General features: G+C 66.5%; 21 protein-coding genes. 10 read left to right on the top strand and 11 right to left on the bottom strand.

Annotated elements, in window-relative coordinates; genetic code table 11:
• Positions 1 to 6 precede the first annotated feature (6 nt).
• From dnaE to VKF82_07540, 3 genes are read right to left on the bottom strand one after another with little or no spacing between them, the layout of a single operon-like run.
• Positions 7 to 3,303: a DNA polymerase III subunit alpha gene (gene dnaE / locus VKF82_07550; GenBank protein HME81917.1), complete on the bottom strand. Its 3,297-nt coding sequence runs from the start codon at positions 3,301 to 3,303 to the stop codon at positions 7 to 9.
• Positions 3,304 to 3,311: 8 nt separating this feature from the next.
• Positions 3,312 to 4,889, bottom strand: coding sequence for a DNA polymerase Y family protein (locus VKF82_07545; GenBank protein HME81916.1), 1,578 nt, complete (start codon positions 4,887 to 4,889; stop codon positions 3,312 to 3,314).
• Positions 4,877 to 5,575 (bottom strand): hypothetical protein, encoded by a 699-nt coding sequence (locus VKF82_07540; GenBank protein ID HME81915.1) that lies wholly within the window; start codon positions 5,573 to 5,575, stop codon positions 4,877 to 4,879. Before VKF82_07540 ends, VKF82_07545 begins: the two co-directional genes overlap by 13 nt.
• Positions 5,576 to 5,679: 104 nt before the next feature.
• Between VKF82_07540 and VKF82_07535 the strand changes: the two genes are divergently transcribed.
• Genes VKF82_07535 through VKF82_07515 form a run of 5 tightly spaced genes read left to right on the top strand, consistent with a single transcriptional unit; the run spans position 5,680 to position 9,580 of the window.
• Positions 5,680 to 7,323 carry a DUF885 domain-containing protein gene (locus tag VKF82_07535; GenBank protein ID HME81914.1) on the top strand — a complete coding sequence of 548 codons (1,644 nt, stop codon included), beginning with the start codon at positions 5,680 to 5,682 and terminating at the stop codon, positions 7,321 to 7,323.
• Positions 7,324 to 7,327: 4 nt separating this feature from the next.
• The gene (locus tag VKF82_07530) at positions 7,328 to 7,810 is read left to right on the top strand and encodes a DUF2269 family protein (protein HME81913.1); all 483 of its coding nucleotides are present in this window, start codon (positions 7,328 to 7,330) and stop codon (positions 7,808 to 7,810) included.
• Complete coding sequence (locus VKF82_07525) at positions 7,807 to 8,298, top strand: NUDIX hydrolase (protein HME81912.1); 492 nt, start codon at positions 7,807 to 7,809, stop codon at positions 8,296 to 8,298. The genes VKF82_07530 and VKF82_07525 overlap by 4 nt, the downstream gene beginning before the upstream one ends.
• Entirely contained in the window at positions 8,299 to 8,604 is a 306-nt protein-coding gene (locus tag VKF82_07520; GenBank protein HME81911.1) for a hypothetical protein, read from the top strand.
• A gap of 1 nt (position 8,605) precedes the next feature.
• Positions 8,606 to 9,580, top strand: a complete 975-nt coding sequence (locus VKF82_07515; GenBank protein ID HME81910.1) for a PD-(D/E)XK nuclease family protein — start codon at positions 8,606 to 8,608, stop codon at positions 9,578 to 9,580.
• Here VKF82_07515 and VKF82_07510 read toward each other — a convergent pair.
• The 3 genes from VKF82_07510 to VKF82_07500 are packed head-to-tail and all read right to left on the bottom strand — an operon-like array spanning position 9,577 to position 11,899.
• Positions 9,577 to 10,377, bottom strand: coding sequence for a polysaccharide deacetylase family protein (locus tag VKF82_07510; GenBank protein HME81909.1), 801 nt, complete (start codon positions 10,375 to 10,377; stop codon positions 9,577 to 9,579). The two genes, VKF82_07515 and VKF82_07510, sit on opposite strands and share 4 nt — an antisense overlap.
• Positions 10,374 to 11,063 carry a hypothetical protein gene (locus VKF82_07505; GenBank protein HME81908.1) on the bottom strand — a complete coding sequence of 230 codons (690 nt, stop codon included), beginning with the start codon at positions 11,061 to 11,063 and terminating at the stop codon, positions 10,374 to 10,376. Before VKF82_07505 ends, VKF82_07510 begins: the two co-directional genes overlap by 4 nt.
• On the bottom strand, positions 11,060 to 11,899 hold the full coding sequence (locus VKF82_07500) for a M55 family metallopeptidase (protein ID HME81907.1): 840 nt from the start codon (positions 11,897 to 11,899) through the stop codon (positions 11,060 to 11,062). Before VKF82_07500 ends, VKF82_07505 begins: the two co-directional genes overlap by 4 nt.
• Before the next feature lie 75 nt (positions 11,900 to 11,974).
• Here VKF82_07500 and VKF82_07495 point away from each other — a divergent pair, with 75 nt between their 5' ends.
• From VKF82_07495 to VKF82_07485, 3 genes are all read left to right on the top strand, one after another.
• Complete coding sequence (locus VKF82_07495; GenBank protein HME81906.1) at positions 11,975 to 13,834, top strand: bifunctional homocysteine S-methyltransferase/methylenetetrahydrofolate reductase; 1,860 nt, start codon at positions 11,975 to 11,977, stop codon at positions 13,832 to 13,834.
• A gap of 113 nt (positions 13,835 to 13,947) precedes the next feature.
• Positions 13,948 to 14,766, top strand: a complete 819-nt coding sequence (locus VKF82_07490) for a hypothetical protein (GenBank protein HME81905.1) — start codon at positions 13,948 to 13,950, stop codon at positions 14,764 to 14,766.
• 7 nt (positions 14,767 to 14,773) lie between these two features.
• Positions 14,774 to 15,160 (top strand): hypothetical protein, encoded by a 387-nt coding sequence (locus tag VKF82_07485; protein HME81904.1) that lies wholly within the window; start codon positions 14,774 to 14,776, stop codon positions 15,158 to 15,160.
• Here VKF82_07485 and VKF82_07480 read toward each other — a convergent pair.
• Positions 15,157 to 15,612, bottom strand: a complete 456-nt coding sequence (locus tag VKF82_07480; protein ID HME81903.1) for a ribonuclease HI family protein — start codon at positions 15,610 to 15,612, stop codon at positions 15,157 to 15,159. The genes VKF82_07485 and VKF82_07480 overlap by 4 nt on opposite strands.
• Before the next feature lie 89 nt (positions 15,613 to 15,701).
• Between VKF82_07480 and VKF82_07475 the strand changes: the two genes are divergently transcribed.
• Complete coding sequence (locus tag VKF82_07475; protein HME81902.1) at positions 15,702 to 16,271, top strand: hypothetical protein; 570 nt, start codon at positions 15,702 to 15,704, stop codon at positions 16,269 to 16,271.
• A 9-nt stretch (positions 16,272 to 16,280) separates the two neighbouring features.
• Positions 16,281 to 16,679 (top strand): hypothetical protein, encoded by a 399-nt coding sequence (locus VKF82_07470; protein ID HME81901.1) that lies wholly within the window; start codon positions 16,281 to 16,283, stop codon positions 16,677 to 16,679.
• Between the two features lie 87 nt (positions 16,680 to 16,766).
• On the opposite strand, the gene VKF82_07465 is transcribed toward VKF82_07470, so the two are convergent.
• The 4 genes from VKF82_07465 to fabG form a co-directional block, all read right to left on the bottom strand.
• Complete coding sequence (locus VKF82_07465; protein HME81900.1) at positions 16,767 to 17,090, bottom strand: hypothetical protein; 324 nt, start codon at positions 17,088 to 17,090, stop codon at positions 16,767 to 16,769.
• Positions 17,091 to 17,223: 133 nt separating this feature from the next.
• Complete coding sequence (locus VKF82_07460; GenBank protein HME81899.1) at positions 17,224 to 17,577, bottom strand: helix-turn-helix transcriptional regulator; 354 nt, start codon at positions 17,575 to 17,577, stop codon at positions 17,224 to 17,226.
• Complete coding sequence (locus tag VKF82_07455; GenBank protein ID HME81898.1) at positions 17,574 to 19,382, bottom strand: alpha/beta fold hydrolase; 1,809 nt, start codon at positions 19,380 to 19,382, stop codon at positions 17,574 to 17,576. Before VKF82_07455 ends, VKF82_07460 begins: the two co-directional genes overlap by 4 nt.
• A complete protein-coding gene (gene fabG / locus VKF82_07450) occupies positions 19,379 to 20,134 on the bottom strand; it encodes a 3-oxoacyl-ACP reductase FabG (GenBank protein HME81897.1) in 756 nt (251 codons plus the stop codon). Before fabG ends, VKF82_07455 begins: the two co-directional genes overlap by 4 nt.
• Positions 20,135 to 20,241: the final 107 nt, after the last annotated feature.

Below are 20,241 nucleotides of genomic sequence, written 5' to 3'. Positions count from 1 at the left end.
GGCGTTCTAGCGAAAGTCGCGCGATGTCAGGCCGCGTGCGAGGCGTTCGAGATCGAGCTTCCAGAAACGCCGCGCGAGGATGTTGACGCGGCCGTCGTCTTTTTGCAGCACGCCTTCCACGATGACCGCCGGTTCGTCGCGTGCGATCGGGCGGTACTTCTGATAGATGTCCGGCCGGATGATCACGTTCATGAGCCCGGTCTCGTCCTCCATCGTCGTGAAGACGAAGCCTTTGGCGGTGCCCGGCCGCTGGCGCGTGGTCACGATGCCGGCGACCTTGGCCACGAGCCGGTTGGGCAGCCGCTCGAGATCAGCGGCGCAATAGATGCGCGCTGCTTTGAGCTGTTCCCGATAGAACTGCATGGCGTGATATTTGGTGGATAGGCCGAGGCCCCATAGATCGGCGGCCGCTTCTTCCACTTGATGCATGTGCGGCAGCACGACCGCCGGCTCGTCAATCGTCATGTCGCGTTCGAGTCCACCCACGCGCGGCAGCTCCGCCATGCGCTGCACCTCCCATAACGCCTGGCGGCGCGACAGGTCGAAACAGGCGAACGCGTCGACGGCGGCCAGCGACTCGAGCACGTCCTTGGGCAGCCCGGTGCGCAGCACGAAATCGCGCAGATCCCGGTAGGGGCCGGCGACGCGCTGCGCCTCGAGCATCTCTTCGTGTTTGGCGCCGATGCCTCGCACTTGGCTCAGCCCGATGCGCATGGCGACCGGGTGGCGCCATTCGGACGGCCGGTCGGATACATCCGGCTGCTCCATCGGTTCGCGCGAGCGGATGGGTTCGACGGTGCAGGGGTAGTGCGACGCGTTCACGTCCGGCGGCAGGATCGCCACGTTGTGGCGGCGCGCGTCGGCGATCAGCGATTCGGGCGAATAGAAACCCATCGGCTGCGCGTTGAGCAGCGCCGCGAAGAACTCCGGCGCGTAGTAGCGCTTGAGATAGCCCGAGACGTAGACGATGAGCGCGAACGACGCCGCGTGCGATTCGGGAAAGCCGAAATCGGCGAACGCGCTGAGCATCTGGAACAGGCGCTTGGCGACGTCGTGGGTGATGCCGTTTTTGGCCCAGCCTTCGATCAAGCGTCCTTTGAGGCGCTCCATCTTCTCATACGAGCGCTTGTGCCCCATGGCGCGGCGCAATTCGTCGGCTTGCCCGGCCGTGAAGCCGGCGGTCTCGACCGCCATGCGCATGCCCTGCTCTTGGAACAGCGGCACGCCGAGCGTGCGCTCCAGCACCGGCACGAGCGACGGATGGGGATACGTGACCGGCTCGAGGCCTTTGCGCCGGCGGATGTACGGATGCACCATGTCGCCCTGGATCGGACCCGGCCGGATGATCGCCACTTCGACCACGATGTCGTAGAAGTTGCGCGGCTTGAGGCGCGGCAGGGTGGCCATCTGCGCGCGCGATTCGACCTGGAACAGCCCCACCGTATCGGCGGCGCACAGCATGTCGTAGACGCCGGGATCGTCGCAGGCGCGCAGGTCCACCAGATCGACCGTCTCGCCGCGCACGCGTTTGATCTCTTCGAGCGCGATCTCGATGGCGTCGAGCATGCCCAGGCCGAGGATGTCGATCTTGATGAGCCCGAGCGTGGCGCAGTCGTCCTTATCCCAGCACACGATCGTGCGGTCCGGCATGGCGGCCTTTTCGAGCGGCGCCACCTCGATGAGCGGCGAGCGCGTGATCACCATGCCGCCGACGTGCTGGCTCAGATGGCGCGGAAAGCTGTCGATGCGCGCGCATAACTCGTACAGCCGCTGGGCGACGCCGCTGCCGCCCTCGACCGCCAGCGCCGAGGGCAGCGCGGCGATCGCGCCCTCGACGTCCGCGGCCGACAGCGCAAGCGGTTCCCCGTGCTGCGTCACCTGCATCGCCTCGTGTTTGGGTACGCCCTCCGTCGCTTGCGCGATCTGCGCCGCCTCTTCGCCGACGCGCACGGATGAATAGCTGTCGAGCGACTTGGCGAGGGCGTCCACTTGATCGAGCGACAGGCCGAGCGCTTTGCCGATGTCGCGCACCGCCGAGCGCGCCCGGTAGCTGATCACTTCAGCCACCATACCGCTGTGCTCGCGCCCGTAGCGCTGATAGACGTACTGGATGATCTGCTCGCGCTGGTCGCCCGACGGACAGTCGATATCGATGTCGGGCAGCTCGGCGCGCTCTTCGGACAAGAAGCGCTCGAAGAGCATCTTCAAGCCCACTGGATCGACGTTGGTGATGTGAAGCGCGTAGCACACCGCCGAGTTGGCGGCCGAGCCGCGCCCCTGGACGAAGATGCCGCGCTCCATCGCAAAGCGCACGATGTCCCACACGATGAGGAAGTAGCCGGCCAGATCCATCCGCTCGATGACGCCCAGCTCGTGCGCGATCTGCTTGCTCACCTCGGGGGTCACGGGCCGATAGCGGCGGCGCACGCCTTCATGCACCAAAGAATAAAGATAGGAAAACGCGGTCTCGCCCGGCGGCAGCGGAAAATCGGGGAACTCGTTGCGCAACCGGTCGAGCCGGAACTCGCAGCGCTGGGCGATCGCCGCGCTGGCGTGCACCGCGCGCGGGTGCTCGGCGAACAGGCGCGCCATCATCTCCGGCGGGCGCAGATAGTACTCGCCGTTAGGGCGCAGGCGCGTGCCCGCGTCGTCGAGCGTCGTCTTAAGGCGCACGCAGGTGAGGACGTCTGCCAGCGCGCGATGTTCCGGCACCGCGTAGTGGACGCCGCCGGTGGCGACCACCCCAAGCTCGAGCGCGCCGGCGAGCGCGCATAGCGAGCGGATGCGCGGTCCGTCGTCAGGCAGCAGATGGCGCTGCAGCTCGATCCACAAGTTCCCCCAACCGAAGATGTCGCGCAGTGCGCCGGCCTGTTCGCACGCCCCGCGAAAATCGCCGTGCTCCAGGGCGCGCGGAATGGCGCCGTGCTCGCAGCCGGAGAGCGCGATGATGCCGGCCGCGTAGCGTGCGAGGTTGTGATACGACGTGCGCGGCTGGCCGCGCTCGTTGTCGAGATGCGCCCGGCTGATCAGGCGCGAGAGATTGCCATACCCCTCTTTGCTCTGCGCGAGCAGCACGAGGTGGCTCTCGTCCTCGAGCGTCAGCTCCGCGCCGATGATCGCCGGGATGCCCGCTTCGCGCGCGGCTTGGGCGAAGCGCACGGCGCCGTAGACGCCGTTGCGGTCGGTGATTGCGATGCCGGCCAAGCCCAGCTCGCGGGCGCGCTCGACCAGCTCCTCGGGATGTGAGCCGCCTTCGAGCAGCGAGAAATTGGAATGGCAATGGAGCTCGGCGTACGGCAGCATGCGGTGCGCTAGTCGAACACGCCCTGCAGATACCAGCAGCCGTCGCGCAGGTCGCGAAAGACCAGCAACAGCGCACCCGCATTGTCGACGAGCTGATAGTAATCGCGCTCGACCGGCTGCTCCCACCAGCTCTCGCTCAAGCGGAACGGCCCGGCTCGCGCGCTGTCCTGCGGCGGTGCGGCGATGGGCTTGGGGGGATCCACCAAGCGCAGCGCCGGCGCCCAGGCGCCGCCGTTCGCCGCCGGCGCGTTGCTCGCGGACCTCTGTGTCACGGGAGCGGGCGCGTTCAAAGAACGCGCGGCCACATGAGAGCTGCGTGCGGGGGTCACGTTCCTCGCGCCGCGCCCGAGCGCTCCGTGCCTCGAACTGCGCTCGCGTACGACGCCCACGAGGTCCTGCGGAGAGTCGATCGGCGTCGCCTGTTGCATGCGTTCGGGCAAGCGCGAACGCGCCGGCATCGGCATCATCGTCACCACCTCGTCGCGGCGCAGCGCCGCCTGCAGACGCGCGATGGTCGCCGCCACCGCCGCGCGCCGCGATGCCGCAGTCCCGTCGAACAACGAGAGCTGCGGCGGCGCCTGGCCGCACGGCGTCACGCGCACGCCGACCGCCGCGATCGACTCGAGCATCTCGCGCGATTCCAGCGCGATGCGCGCGAGATGGAACATCGTCTCCGCCGACGCGCTCGGCTCCGCGAGCAGCACGGGCACGATCGCCGATTCCGCCGAATGCTCCAGTACGACGTCGAAGCGATCGCACGTCTGCGCACAGCCGGCCAGCCGCGCGGCGACCGTGCCGAGACAGCCGCGCAATGCGAACAGCACCGGCTCGAGCCGGTCGACCGCGCCGTCGAAGCCAAAGCGGTCCTCGTAGACCGCGGCCGCGTTGCGCGGCTGCAACGATTCATCGTCGGCGCCGCGCGCGAGCTGCTGATAGCGCCGCGCGCGTTCGCCGAAACGCAGCGCCAACGGCCCGACGGGCAGCGCCGCCAGCTGGCCGAGCGTGCGCAAGCCGAGCAGGTCGAAACGATCCGCATCCCCCGGCGCGAGCGCCAGCAATCCGATGGACAGCGGTGCGAGGAAGACCGCGCTGCCGCCGGGCGGCACGATGCTCACGCCGGCACCGGCCACGCGCGCCGCGCAGCGCGCGCTGAACTTGTCATCGGCGATCGCGGCGGCGCACGAGAAGCCGAGCTCGGTGGCCAGCGAGAGGGCGGCGCCGAGCGCACCCGCCTCGCCGCCCGGCAGTGCGGCCGCATCGAAGTAGCAGATGCCGGGCGCGCTGCCTTCGACGAGCGGACCGCACGTCTCCAACGCATCGAGCAGCTCGCTCGTCGCCGCAAGCTCCGCGCTCTCGTCGCGTGCGATGACCACCAATCCCGGACAGGCGGCGCGCGCCTGTTTGGGCGTCATGCCGGCGACCACGCCGATGCTCGTGCGGTTGGCGCTGACGATCTCCCGGCGCGACTCGCCATGCGCGATCGCGAGCGGACGTCCTTTCAAGGACGGTTTGGCGCGCAGGCAGACCTCGACCGAGAACTGCGGCAGGACCAGACACGCGATCCGGCGCTGCATCAGCAGGGCCACGTGCCGGCGACCTCGGGCAGCGAGGCCGCAAAACGCGCGCTGCGACCGGGAGCGATCGCGCGCGATTTGGCGATGTCGACCGATGCGATGCAGCCCATCAAACGGCCGCTGCCCTCGCTGCCCTCCTGCCAGACCGGCGTCAGACCATGCGCGCGCACGCGCAACGATGCGAACGAGGCTACCGCTTGCGCATCGCCGTTGGTGATGACGACCAGCGTCGTGCCGGTCTTCTCGGCTTGCGCCACCAGGCGCGCGCAATGATGGGTCTGCAGCGTGCCGGACAGCTCGGCGCAATCCACGACCACGATCGCGCACGCGCCGCCGCGCACGAGCGCATCCGTCGCGCGCCGCGCCGCAGCGGCATCGCGCGGGCGCGCCACGATGAGCCGGCGGACGTCGATGCCCGCCGCGACGGCGGCCGGCGCGAAAAAACCGCCCCACGGATCGACGTACGCGCCCAGCGCCCCCTCGCGCGTGGCCGACGCGAGCAGCGCGAACGCCACCATCGTCTTGCCGGACGAGCGCGATCCGAACAGCTCGGTGAGCTGGCCGCGAGGCACCCCCGCCGGTCCGAGCAGCGCGTCCAGATCGGCGATGCCGCTGGCCATCCCAGGCCGCACGGGAGCTGCGGCGTGGGGGATGACCCCTTGCCAGCGACGCTCTAACGCGCTTCGCAGCTCAGCCACGGAGGTAGACATGGGAGATTAGTATAATCGAACATATGTTCGATGGCAAGGCCTTCTCCCGATGTGTGATATGGTTGGCCCAGACCCGAACCGAAGGCCCGGACATGAGTGATTTCGCCGCTGCCGCCGAGGCTATTCTACGCGCGCGCCTGCGCGATGATCCCGTCCGCGCCACCTGGACCGGCCTGCACGACTACGACACCGAAATGCCCGACGTCACGGCCGACGGCATCGAGCACCTCAAGACGGCGCTTGCGTCCAACATCGCCACGCTCGAAGCGTTCTCGCTCGGCGATCTGAGCCGCGACGAACGCACCGACCGCAGTCTGCTCATGTCCGAACTCGAGGTCGAACTGCGCGAGCTGAACGAACTGCAGCCGTACCAGCACGATCCGTCGCTTTATCCGTCGCTCGCCGCGGACGCCGTCTATTCCGTCTTGGCGCGCGAGTTCGCGCCGCTGCGAGACCGGCTGCCGTCCGTCGTCGCGCGCATGGAGAAGATCCCGGCGATGCTCGAGACCGCCAAGCGCACCCTCACGCGCTCGCCGCGGGTCTGGACCGACATCGCGGTCGAGGAGACCGAAGCGGCCATCGAGTTCTTCAACGACTCCGTGGCGCCGTTGTTCCACGAGCTTCGCTCGAGCGCCGTGCTCGGGACGCAGGCGCGCGACGCGATGCGCGACACGCTCGCCGCCCTCACGGATTACCGGAACTTCCTCGAGCGAACCCACGCACAACGCGACGGCATGCAGTTCGCCATCGGGCGCGAGCTCTTCGACTACAAACTTACGCACGAGCATTTCTTGCCCTATACCGCTCAATCGCTGTTGGAGTTCGGCGAGGAGGCGGTGCGGCTGACCGAGTTCCGCTTGCAAGAAGTGGCACATGTCATCGAACGGCAGACGGATTGGCCCGTGCTGTTGGAGCGCCTGCGCAGCGAGGCTCTGCCGGACAGCGAGGACCTGGTCTCGCTCTATCGCAACAGCCTTGGCCGCGCGCGCGACTTCGTCGTCAAGGCGGGGCTGGTCAGCATGCCCGAGGGCGAGATCCTTGAAGTCGTCGCGACGCCACTGTTCCAGCGCCCGACCACGCCGTATGCGGCGTACATGGCTCCGGGCGCGTTCGACGCGCGCCAACTAGGATTGTACTACGTCACGCCGATCGACGCCCATGCGTCCCCGCAAGCCCAGCGCGAGCAATTGCTCGGGCACAACCTTCTGGCCATGCAGCTGACGAACGTGCATGAGGGCTACCCCGGCCATCATCTGCAGCTCGTCATCGCCAATCGAGCGCCGTCGCTCGTGCGCAGGCTGCATGACAGCACCGTGTTCGCGGAAGGCTGGGCGCTGTATTGCGAGCAGCTCGTGCTCGACGAGGGCATGGATCCCGATCCGCGCATGCGGCTGTTCCAATTGAAGGATCAGTTGTGGCGCGCATGCAGAGTGGTCATCGACGTGAAACTGCATACCGGAGCTATGACCTTCGACCAGGCGGTCGATATGCTCGTGAACGTCGCCAAGCTCGAGCGCGTCAATGCGGTGGGTGAAGTGCGGCGCTACACGCAATCGCCGACGCAGCCGATGTCCTACCTGGTCGGCAAGCAGCAGATCATGGACCTGCGCGAGCGAGAGCGCGCGCGTCTGGGGGGCGCGTTCGAACTGCGCTCGTTCCACGACCGGCTGCTTGCGCAGGGCACCATCCCGGTCGCCCTCATCGCGCCCACGCTGGCAAACGAATCGGAGGGATAAGCCGATGTTCATCGCGTTCAAAGTGCTTCACGTGATCGGCGTGATCGCGTTCCTCGGCAATATCACCGTCGGTCTGTTCTGGAAGGCCTGGGCCGACCGTACCAAAGATGCGCGCGTCATCGCCTACACGATCGACGGCATCATCGTCGCCGATCGTATCTTCACTATTCCAGGCGTCATCTTGGTGCTTGTCGGCGGCGTCGGCGCGGCGCTTGCCGCTCACATCCCGATCCTGAGCACCGGTTGGATCCTCTGGCCGCTCGCGCTCTTCACGATCTCCGGGCTTGCCTTCGCGCCCGCGGCGCGTGCGCAGCGGCTGCTTTCGGCGGTGGCGCACGAAGGCGTGGACTCGGGCTCGATGGGCTGGGCGCTGTACGAGCAGATCTCGAAGATCTGGAATTTCTGGGGCACGATCGCGCTGCTGGCCCCGGCCGCCGCGGCGATCATCATGATCGCCAAGCCGGCGCTGCCGGCGTTCCACGCGTGACGATCGTCCAGCTGTGCAGCGGCCTGCTCACCCGAGGCGATGCGTTGCTGCTCACGCGGTGCGTCTATGCGGGCGAGCCCGAGCCGCTGTGGACGCTGCCCGGCGGACGACAAGAGGAAGGCGAGACGAAGCCACAGACCGTCGCGCGCGAGTTCTGGGAAGAGGCGGCGCTGCGCGTGCGCGTGGGTGAGCTCGCCTACGCGAGCGAGTCCATCGACGCCGCTCGCGGCCTGCACGTCATGAACGCCACCTTTCACGTCGAAGAAATCGATGAGCGGGCGCAGCCTCGCTCGCAGGATCCCAACGTCGTCGAGGTGCGCTTTGTGCCCTTCGAGGAGGCGCCGGCCCTGCTGCGCGCCGACGTGCTGCGGATCCCGGTCGAGGCGGCGCTGACAGGACGGTTGAACGGCCGGTATTTCTCGTTCCGCGCCGAGGATGCCGTCGAGCCGTTCTTCCGGGCCCGGGCTCAAGAGCCTGGGACCACATAAGTGGGATATCTGATCGACCCTCCGCAGCGCGTCGAAGGCGACTATGTCGCGGTGTTCGCACAGACCGATATGGCCGATGCGCTCGCCATCGAGTTCCTCAAGAGCAACGGATTGCATCCGGTGGCGCTGCCGCAGATGGGCGATCTCGGCATGGCGTTGGGCGGCGCGTTCGGCGGCGGCGCCGATCTGTACGGCGGCGAGGCGCTGCTGTGCGTGCCCGTGGCCGAAGCCGACCAGGCGCTCGATCTGCTCGAGTTCGACTCGGGCCTGGTCGACGACGATGTCGACGAGGACGACGGCGCGTAGCATGGCGGACATCAAGAACGAATTCGCATTCTCGTGGTCGCGCCATCAGGCGTTCTACACCTGTCCGCGGCGTTTCTACTGGCAGCATTACGGCTCGTGGCAAGGCTGGCTCGACGAAGCGCCGCGCGAGGCGCGCCTCGCGTACCGCCTCAAGCATCTGCAAAGCGTCGCCATGCTGATCGGCGACACGTTTCATGCGGAGGTGAGCGAAGTGTTGCGGCGCCGGCCAGACCGCCCGTGCGGTGTGCCGGTCGACCAGCTGCGCGAGACGATGGAGCGTCGCCTCCTCAAACACGTGCGCGAATCACGCGACCGCGATTGGGAGCGCTTCGGCAGCGTCAAAGACTACGCGATCCTGTTCGAGGACTATTACGGCGAAGGGCTGGGCGAGCACGACGAGCGGCGCGCCTTGGACACGCTGCGCCAGTGCGTCGAAGGCTTCGCGCGCAGCGGTTTCGGACGGCGCGCCTTCGGGGTGGAAAAATCGCGCCTGCGTGTGATCGATCCGAAGGGCTTTGACGAAAAGCGCGCGGTCCTCGACGGATTGATGGTCTATGCGCCGCCGGACCTCATCGCCGCCGACGAGAACGGCGATCTGCACATCGTCGACTGGAAGACCGGTTCACCGCATAAGACCAGCCTCGCGCAGCTTTCGATCTACGGGTTGGTCATCTCCGAAAAGCACGGCGCGCCGCTCGAACGCATGACCGCGCATCTGGTCTACGTGCGCGCCGGTGTCCACGAGCCGTACAACAACCTCGCCGCCGGCGTGGACGAGGCGCGGCGCAACATCTCGACCTTCGTCAGCGACGTCCGCGAACGGCTCACCGACGTGGACGCCAACGTCGCGGGCGACATCGACGCGTTCCCCATGACGACCGATCTATGGAAGTGCCGCTCGTGCAATTTCCGCGAGCTGTGCGGACGCGCCGGCGATCCGCCGCTCGCGCCGGACGAGGAAGCGGTCGCGAGCTAGGGTTCGCCGCCCATGTCGTCGCTGCCCGGCGGCGGCGTGCGCTCCGCCGACACGCCGAGCGCGATGAGCTGCGGCACGGTCACGAACTGATAGCCCTGCGCCCGCAGCTGCGTGACGATCAGCTTGGTCGCCTCGACCGTCGGCGCTCGATCTCCGCTCTTGCCTTTGTTCCCGTCGTGAAGAACGATGATGGAGCCTCCGCCGACGTAACGCAAGATCCGGTTCGCGATCACCTGCGGCGGCGGATCTTCCCAGTCGCGCGCAAGCGGCACGGACCACATGATCACCTCATAGCCCATCGAGCGCGCGACTTGGATGACCGCGTAGTCCCGGGCGCCGAAGGGCGGGCGGAACAGCTTCGTGTGTTCGCCGGTCGCATTGAAGATGGCGTCGTCGGTGGTGGCGAGCTCCCGGGCGATGTGGCGGCGCGTCTCGAGCACCAGATGCGCGTGATCCCACGAGTGATTCCCGATGGCGTCGCCGTAGCGCGCCTCGCGCTTGACCGACTCGGGATATTTCGACACGGCCATGCCGACCACGAAGAACGTCGCTGGGACGTGCTGCTGGTGCAGCCACTCGACGATCTCGTCCGTGTACGGCGGATTCGGCCCGTCGTCGTAGGTCAGCGCGACGTATCTCGCGTGCAGCGGCACCTGCGTGACCGTCGGCCCGAACGTCTGGTTGTACGGATTCTCGAGCAGATACCAGATCGCGCCGATCGCGACGAGCACGATCGCGGCGGCGATGCCCACCTCGCGCCAGTGCTTGCCCCACCACCCTTGTCGTGAAGAGCTCAATGCGCTCCGACGGCGGCGCCGACCTTGGGATGCGGCGCGGCGCCGTTCGATGCTGCGAGCTCGGCGCGGATCTTCGCCTCAGCCTGCTGCACGCTTGCCGGACCGAACGACTCGACGAGCTGCACCAGCTTCAGATACTGCGGATCGCGCAGCGGCCGGCCGCCCGCGACGCCGATCGGATTCTTGGGATCTTTGATGTTGACGGGATACTCCTGGCCCTTCGTCGTCGCCCAATACTCCGGATCCGAGAAGCCGAACACGCGCTGGCCGCCTTCGTCGCCCAGCGTCTGCGCGACCAGGAAGACATATTCGTCTTCCGGGTGAGGGCGCACCGGCTTGTCGAGCAGACTCCAGATGCCCTCGGCGCGCAACTGCTCGAACAGGAACGTCGCCTCAGGGCCGAACAGCGGCACCTCGAATTGTTTGGTGATCGTGCTGTCGCGGTTGGTGGCCGAGAAGAACATCGAGACCTTGCCGTCATCGTTGCTGATGCGATAGGTCTGTTCGGAGAGCGGCCCGCGATGCAGGTATTGCTGCATCGTCACCGTCCACGTGCTGCGCGCGGTGAGGACCTGGTTGACGGCGCTCTCGCGCTTGAGGTACGGCCCGACGAAGGCGACCAGCACGACGAGGATGACGATTCCCGAGATGACGATGACGAGCCACGAGCGCTGTTGTTCGGTCACGCGGCACCTACGTAGATGACGTTCATCAGGGCGCGATACATCGCGGCCGCATCGACGGCGACGTAACCGATCGTGCGCGGTCCGCGCCGCTCGAAGCCGGGCACGAGCGCGATGCGGCCGGCGTGGCCGCTGGTCAGCGTGTCGATCTCCATGTCCAAGGGCAGTTCGACGCGCAGCGGTTCAAACGCTCCCAGGTCCGACAGCGCGTGCTCCGACATCTGCCGCAGTTCGGCGCACACCTCGTGCGGCGAACGGCACTCCGCCGCGTAGTAGCTCAGGCTCGTCTTGGTCTGCACCCTGCGCGCCCAAGGGAGCACCCGAGCCGCTTCTTCCAGCGTCGTCGCATCGGCAGAGACCAGCGCCACCGGCACGCCGCGGTGGCCGGCCAGCGCGGCGTTGATCGGCAGCTCGCTCACCGCCTTTCCATTCAAGCGGCATTCGTAGATGATGCGAGGGCTGTACGTATGACCCATGACGGCGCGCGCATCTCCGATGGCGCCATGATAGCCGATGAAGAACGCAGCGGCGCACTCGTGGGTCAGTCCCTGCAGCATGAAATCTCGCTTGATGCGCCCGGCGACGACCTCGGCGCGCGGATCGAGCTCCTCGATGAGAAGATTGCGCATCGTCGAGTGCGAGTCGTTGACGATCACGCGGCCGGCGCCGCCCGCGAACGCCCCCTCGATGACCGCGTTCGCCTCAGCGGTCATGATCCGGCGCGCGCGCCGATACGCCGCGCCGTCGGACGGACGCACTTCATCCCAGTGCACGAGCGTGGCGCACCCTTCCATGTCGATGGACACGAAAATCGTGGGCGCCTTCGACGGCGGCGGCATCGGAACGCGCGCTTCTTCCACGCGACAAGGGCATCCTCGGCGGCCCCGCAAAGGGCGCGTCGAGGGAGGGCCGCCGTGAAACCGATAGCCTCGCGTTGGAGTTCGGATCTGCTGCTCGCCGACGGCGCGATGGGGACGCTGCTGCTCGAGCGCGCCCCCGCTGCGACGACGTGCGTCGAGCGGCTCAACCTGGATCACCCCGGCTTGGTCTCGCGCGCGCACGCCGACTATATCGCCGCCGGCGCCCAGATCATCGAGTCGAACACCTTTGCCGCCAACCGGCTCAAGCTGGCCGCCCACGAGTTGCGCGAGCAGCTGCCCGAGATCAACGCCGCCGGCGTGCGGCTCGCACGCGAAGCCGCCGGCACTCACGCGTACGTCGCGGGTTCGGTCGGACCGCTCGGCGCGCTGATGCGCCCGCTCGGTTTGGTCGAGCACGGCGAGGCAAGCGAGGTGTTCGCCGAGCATATCGCGGCGGTCATCGCCGGCAAACCCGATCTTCTTCTGCTCGAGACGTTCGGCAGCGTCGAAGAGGCGCTGCTGGCGTTGGCCGCGGCCAAGCGCATCGCCGGCGCGTTGCCGGTGGTGGTCTCCCTGTCGGTCATCGAAGACGGCAAGACCCCGGGCGGCGATCCGCTGCTGCCGGCGCTGCGGCGGCTGCGTGAAGCCGGCGCCGACGCGCTTGGCGTGAACTGTGCGGTCGGCCCGCAGGGCGTGTTCGACGTCCTCGCCCCCGTCATCGGACACATCGATGCGCCGGTCTTCGTCATGCCCAATGCCGGCTATCCGCATCGCGTCGACGACCGCGCAGTATATCAGTCGTCGCCCGAGTACTTCCGCCGCTTCGCACGCGACTTCGCGGCACTGGGCGCCAACGTCATCGGCGGCTGCTGCGGCACGACGCCCGACCACATCGCAGCCATGCGCGCGGAAGTGCATGGCAAGCACGTCCAACCGCGAGCGACGCGCGTCCGGGCCGCGGCCGAGGAGCGGCCCGCTTCCCCTGAGCCGGCGCGCGTGGTGCTGCCCGCGCAGCGCGCGCTCACCGGTTTCGAGCGCAAGCTCGGCAAGGAATTCGTCACCACGGTCGAGGTGTCGCCGCCGCGCGGCGTCGATTACTCCGCGGCCATCGCCGGCGCCAAACTTCTCGAGGCCGCAGGGGCCGACGCGGTCGACATCTCCGACAACCCGACCGCGCGCCTGCGCATGTCCAGCTCGGCGCTCGCCCACCTCATCATGCGCGAGACAAAGCTTGCGACGATCCTGCACTTCACCTGTCGCGATCGCAACCTGCTCGGCTTGCAGAGCGAATTGTTGGGCGCTGCGGCGCTGGGCGTCACCGCGATCCTCGCGCTGACCGGCGATCCGAGCAACGTCGGCGACTTCCCCAAAGCGACGTCGGTGTTCGATGTGACGTCGGTCGGGCTGACCGAGATCGTCAACGCGCTCAACCATGGCAAGGATCACGCCGGCACGGATGTCGGCCCTCCGACGCGCTTCCGCGTCGGCGTGGCGGTCAATCCGCTGGCCCGCGATCTCGACGTCGAGTTCAAGAAGTTCGACGAGAAGCTCGCGGCCGGCGCCGACTTCGCCATGACGCAGCCGATCTACGAGGTCGCCGCGATCGCGCCGTTCCTCGACCGCATGGCGGCGCTCAAGTTCCCCGTGCTCGTCGGCGTGCTGCTGCTGCGCAGCTACCGCAACGCCGAGTTCTTGCACAACGAAGTGCCCGGCATGTCGGTGCCGCAATCCGTTCGCGACCGCATGAAGGGCGCGAAGGACGAGCGCGCCGAGGGCATCGCGATCGCGCGCGATCTGCTGCAGGAGCTCGAACACACACGCGGCGCCGCGGGCGCATACCTGATTCCGCAGGATAGATACGAGATGGCCGCTGAGGTGCTGGCTCGATCGCAGCGCACCCGGGCGAGCGCCTGATCGCCCCCACTCCCAGGGGGAAGCCGGTTACCGATGGGAAACTACGCGCCCTCGGTTTTCGTTAGTCTGGAAACGGTAGTTCATGCCGTTTCTGCTGACAGGGAGTAGTGCATATGACAGCCATCCCGAAGACCACGGTCGTTCATTCTTTTCTCGCGCTGGCGTTCTGCGCGGCGATGGTCGCGATCGGCGCGCAGCCGGCCGCTGCCAAGTGTCCGCCCGGGACTTTGCTGACCGAAGTCCACCGCAACATCGATACCGGAAAACTCGCTCCAGGTTCCGGATCGCAACTGTGCTTGGAATCCGGCAAGACAGCGCATCTCGTGGCCGACAGCTCGCTTTCCGTCACCAAGGGGACCTACACGTTTCTTTTCTGGGATGTTCGCGGGAAGCTCCACACCACGTTAGGGGTGTCGGTTGCAACGTGGAAGAGCGAACCCGCATTTGATGCCACCGCGTGGTACTTGTATCAGCCGAAATGCACGACGCCGGGGAAATGCGACGGCGGCAACCCCAACGTCAGAACACTTGGCTTTGAGGTAGACACGAACAAGAGGCTGCCGGGAACGCCGATCGCTTCCGTGAGTCCGGCGACGAATGGTTGGGCGACGCCGCAGACGGTGGTGTACACCAATACGTCCGCTGTCGCTATCACCGCCGCGAATCCGCTGGATTTCATCTACTGGAACATATTTCCACCGACGACAGGCGCGAGCGCTAAGGGCACGGTGCTCAGCGCCGGGCTGAACGCCGAGGTCTTGTTGGCGATCGCGTTTTACGGACCGAATCCGTGCACCTATATCTCCCCTCCCGCTCCCGGCGAGTTAGGGCCCGGGGCGGGTGCCGGCGCGTATCAGGCCGCGGCCAAATACGACGCGGAACAGTATCAGGCATGCGTCGCGCGACACGGTGGTGCAACGCCGGGGCCGTGAGTCGAGCATGAAACGAATCGCGATCCTGCTGCTCGGGGGCTTGCTCGTCACGCTCGACGCAAGCCCCTCGGGTGCGTGGACATACACCTGGAAACTTGCGAATCCGTCCTCGATCGTGGCGTATCAAGTCGGCAAAGGCGTCATCACGATCGCGAGCGCGAGCGCGTGCCCGCCCAGCGAGCTCGTGCCGGAATCGACGCCATTCGCCTACGATTTCAAGCTGGGCTCTGCCAAGGGCCTATTCTGCTTGGCCGGCACGGGAACGATCGCCGCGTACTATGAGGCAGGCTCACCTTCGACGGTCACGGTCAAGACGACATCCGGTACCAGGACCGTCCCCGTCGCGCCCGTTCCGCCGACGAATCCCGCCATAGGTCACTTGCCCTTCCACTAGGACTCGTCCAGGCGCCGTTGATCGGCGGCTGCGTCCAACGCGGCGTTCACAAGCTTGTCGGCGTGTTTGTTCTGTTCGCGGCGCACGTGCGTGACCGATGCTTCTTCGAATTCGCGCAACATGTGGCGCGCTTTGGCGTGCAGCGGCACGATCTTGGCGTCTTTGACCTTATACTGACCGCCGAGCTGGCGCACGACCAGCTCGCTGTCCATGCAGACATCGGCCCGCCGAAAGCCCTCGTCAAGCGCGCGCCGCAACGCGAGCAGCAGCGCGCGATATTCAGCGACGTTGTTGGTGGCGACGCCGAGATACTCGCTGATCTCGGCGACCACCTGGCCGTCATCCGCAAGGATCACGGCGCCCGCAGCCGCAGGTCCGGGATTGCCGCGAGCCCCGCCATCGGTGTAGATGATGCAATGCGACGCGTGTCCCGACCTAGATGCCGCGCTCATGCAAGCGCCATTTATCGCAGGCCCGCTGAAATACTTCCGCGCTTGCCCGCCAGGTCGCCTCAGCGCCGAAGTCGTATAGCAAAACCATCATGGTCAAACGATTTCGTGGCATCGCATTTGTCGGACTCGTCGGGTTGGCGCTCTTCGCCGGCTGGGCGACGGCCTCGGTGACGACCGCCCGCGCGGCGGCCTCGCCGTCGGCGACTCCGACCCCGGTCCCCACACCGTTCATGGAACTTGCGTTGATCCCCAACGGCAAGTGGCAGATCATCATCGAGGAAAAGGACATCCAATACTCGTGGATGACCCTCAAGGCCGACGGCACTTCGATCGCCGGAACCTGGAGCCCCGACAAGAAGAACAATTACATCGTCAGCGGCGTGCGCGAGGGCGCGCACCTCAAGCTCGACATCAAGTCGTCGAATGCTCCGGACGCGACGGTCGTCGGGAAGATCGACGCGACGCTCGACGGCATCGCCGATATGTTCGGCACGATCACCATCAACGGCGTCGAGAAACCGTTCCAGGGCGCACAGCATTCGCGCGTGCCGCCGCCCGTCGACTCCTCCAGCCCCGGCCCCGGCGGCGCGGGCGTTCCTGGGGGCGGGCCCGGTGGCGGCCCTGGTGGCGGCGGATACCCCGGCCAGCCAGGGCACTAGGAACTACCAATGGACTCCGCTGGCCATCTCGACGCGGGTTGGGCCGCGCTGACCGCAGCGGCGATCGGCGTTTGGTTTCTCGTCATTCTGGCGATCATGGCGTTTTCGATCTGGATCTACTGGCGCATCGCGGTCAAAGCGGGCTATCCGGGGGCGTATAGCCTGCTGATGCTCGTGCCCGTCGCCAACCTCGTGCTGCTCGTCGTCTTCGCGTTCACCGATTGGCCGATCGAGCTCGCCAACCGCCGCCTGCGCCTCGCGCTGGCCGGCGGGCGCATGCCGCCCGAACCGCCGGCGCCGGACCCCCCGTATTCGCTCGTGCCGCCGACGAGTGCTCCATCCGCCGCGCCGCCGCCACCGCCGGCCTCACCTCCGCCGCCTCAAGCCCCGCAAGCGCCGACCTCATAAAAAAAAGCCGCCGTTGGATTACCAACGGCGGTCTCGCTTCTCGTCTTCGTTGAACGGTCGAATAAATTCGACCGCTACACTTATTTTTTAGTTGTTGTGCTTGGCGGTCTTGGCGACGGTGCGCGACGTCTCGACGGCCTGCTTCTGCGCGGTCTCGATCAGCTCGGCGACCTTGAGGGTATAGGCCTTGCGGATCTCGAGGAACTTCTCGGCGAACTCGAAGCTCTGTTCGATGACTTGCGCGGGCGTCGGGAAACCTTCGAACTTGGGCATCGCGGGAACGGTCGTCGGATAGTTGGCGGCGATCTCGCGCAGCGATTCCATGCTCTTCAGGCTGGCATCCTGAGCCTCTTTGATCTGCGTCAGGACATCTTCTTGGACTTTTTCGAGGTATTCGGTGTATGTAGGCATTGTGGTCTCCTTTTTGGTCCGCGTGTGCGGTGGTGTTAAACTGTGTGCTAAGTATACCAAGCACGCGCTTCGTATGTCAAGTACTGCAGGCCGGGACGGTCGGCGGCAAGCGACCTACGTCGCTGCCGGATCCCTAGCGCTCGGTGAAGCCCCGGTAGATGCGGATGAGCGTCTCTTTTTGGTCTTGGCTGAGGCCCGGGTCCAACTTGATCGCCGACTCGACGCCGTGAGGAGCGACGTTCTTGCTGTCCTCATCGAGCAGGCCGGCCTGGCCGTACATCGTCTCGGCCGACATGTGCAGCGCGTTGGCGAGGTTCTTGAGCACCTCTGCCGAGGGCTTGTACAGGCCGCGCTCGACCTGGCTCAGATACGGGTTTGACACCTTGGCCAACTCCGCGAGCTGGCGCAGCGAAAGATTCGCAAGTTCGCGTTGCGCTTTGATGAACTCGCCGAGGCTCTTCCAGACCGCGTCGTCGCGCGTGCTCATGTGCGCCGGCCCCGACGCGCTTTGGTTGTCGGCTTGGCGGCGCGCGTCTTGCGCGCAGGCGCCTTCGCGCGCGCTGGCCCACGGGGTTTGCCGTTGCTGCCGAACGCTGCTCCGACCTGATCGCGCACGTAGACGCCCGGAGCCGGTTCGCCCGGCGGCAGTTTCGCGGGCGCGCCGCTCGGCCCGGCGTGGCGCACGACCCAGGCGCTCCAGTCGTTCCACCAGCTGCCGTCGTGGCGCGTCGCAGAGGCACGCCATGCCTCCGGCGTTTGACCTTTGGTCACGCGCGGTTTGGTCCAGTAATGCGATTTCGGGTTGCCCGGCGGATTGACGATGCCGGCCACATGGCCGGAATTGGTCAACGTGTATTTGGCCTCACCGCCCACCACCTGGGTCGTCGCATAGCTCGCGTGCCACAACGCGATGTGGTCGGACTCTGCGCCGAGCACGTACAGCGGCGTGCGGATCTTCCCCAGATCGATCTTGACGCCACCGATGGCAAACGCGCCGGGCTCGATCAGCGCATTGCGCAGGTAGCACGCGCGCAGGTATTGCGAGTGCATGACCGCGGGCATGCGCGTGCTGTCGCCGTTCCACGCGAGGATGTCGAACGCGGGCGGGTTCTTGCCCATGAACCAGTTGTTGACGACGTAGCTCCAGATGAGATCGTTGGCGCGCAGCGCGTTGAAGGTGCCCGCCATCGCGCCGGCTTCGAGGTAGCCGCGCTCCTGCATGCGCGCCTCGAGTTTGCTCACCGACGCTTCGTCGGTGAACACGCCGAGATCGCCCGGCAGCGAAAAATCTACCAGCGTATTGGTCACTGTCGCGCTGCTGATGCGTCCCGCCTGCCCTTTGGCCGCCAGATACGCGAGCGCGATGACCACGAGGGTGCCGCCCAGGCACAGGCCGTTGAGGTTGGTCTTCTTCGTACCCGTGATGGACTCGACGACGTCGAGCGCGGCCAGCAAGCCTTCGCGCAGGTAGTCGTCCATCGTATAGGCCGCCATCGACTCATCGGGATTGCGATAGCTGATCATGAAGGTCTGGTGGCCGTGCTTAAGCGCCCATTCGACGAACGAACGCCCCGGCGCCAGATCCATGATGTAATACTTGTTGATCCAGGGCGGGCTGCACAACAGCGGTATCGCGTGCACCTTCGGCGTCTGCGGCTCGTACGCGATCAGCTCGATGAGCTTGTTGCGGTAGACGACGCGCCCGGGCGTGGCCGCGAGATTGACGCCCAGCTTGAAGCCGGACGTGTCGACCTGGCGCGGCTGCCCGCCGTTGTTCTTGACGTCGTCGAGATAGTTCTGCAAGCCGCGCACCAAGCTGGCGCCGCCGCTGTTCATCGCCTCTTTGACGACAGCCGGGTTCATCCACGGCACGTTGCTCGGCGCGAGCGTGTCCATCATGAGCTTGACCGCGAAGCGCGCTTTGTGGCGCGTCGCTTCGGGCAAGCGCGACGCATCGACGAGCTGCAGCGCCGCGGTCGAGCGGACGAAATAATCTTCGAGCGCGCCGAACAAGAACGGATTCGTCTTCCAGGCAGGATCGGCAAACCGTTTGTCGTCGGACGGCACGAGGGCTGACGGGGCCGGGTCCTCGCCTTGCATGCGGCGCAGGGTGTTGAGCCCGACCGTCTGCTCGGCGATGGAAAGGCCGCCCAGCCAGGTCGCCAGCATCGCCGGGTTGAGCATGGCATCGGCCGCGACCGCGCGCAGCGCGTCGCTCAGCGAGGCGGGGTCGATGCCCGCGATGTCAAGTCCGTACTCGAGCTCTTCTGGCGGGATGGTCGAGGTGCTCACATGTACAGTCCGCCGTTGACGTCATACACGGCGCCGGTGATGTAGCCGGAGCTCTCGTCAAGGAGGAAGCGCACGACGCGCGCGACCTCGTCCGGCTGGCCCAAGCGCCTCTCAGGAGATTTCTGGATGGCGGCGTCGATCGCCGCTTTGGGCATCGCGGCCACCATGTCGGTATTGATGAAACCCGGCGCCACTGCGTTCACCGTGATGCCGCGCGCCGCGACTTCGAGTGCCACGGTCTTGGTAAGGCCCATCACGCCGGCCTTGGCCGATGCGTAGTTGGCTTGGCCGAAGTTGCCGGTGTGCCCGACGACGGATGAGATGTTCACGATCCGTCCGTAGTCGCGTTCGAGCATGTGGTCGAGCACCGCCTTGATCATGAAAAACGGCCCCGACAGGTTCACCGCCAGGACCGCTTGCCATTCTTCTACCGTCATCTTGCGCACCGTGTGGTCCGCCGTGATGCCGGCGTTGTTGACGAGGAAATCGATGTGCCCGTAATGCGCCCGCACCTCGTCGACCACGCCCTTGCAAATGTCGTAGTGGGCGACGTTTCCCTCGCGAAACGCGACCCGGTGAGCCGCGCCGTTGAGCGATGCGCGCAGCGATTCAGTGCGCTCGCGATCCGATGCCAGGCCCATGACGATCACCGTGGCGCCGTCCGCAGCCAGCAGCTGGGTGATCGCGGCGCCGATCCCGCGTGCCCCGCCCGTGACGATTCCAACCCTGTTCTCGAGCGTCGTAGTACTCATGGCCGCTAGGTTCACCTAGCGAGCGCTGTATTCCCCTTCGAAGGGATCGCGTTCAAGAGAACGCGCTACTACATGTGAACGCCCGCGCTCAAGAGCGCGGGACTACA

It is taken from the genome of Candidatus Eremiobacteraceae bacterium, assembly GCA_035314825.1.
GTDB lineage: Bacteria > Vulcanimicrobiota > Vulcanimicrobiia > Eremiobacterales > Eremiobacteraceae > JAFAHD01.
This window is presented reverse-complemented; position numbering and strand designations above follow the sequence as displayed.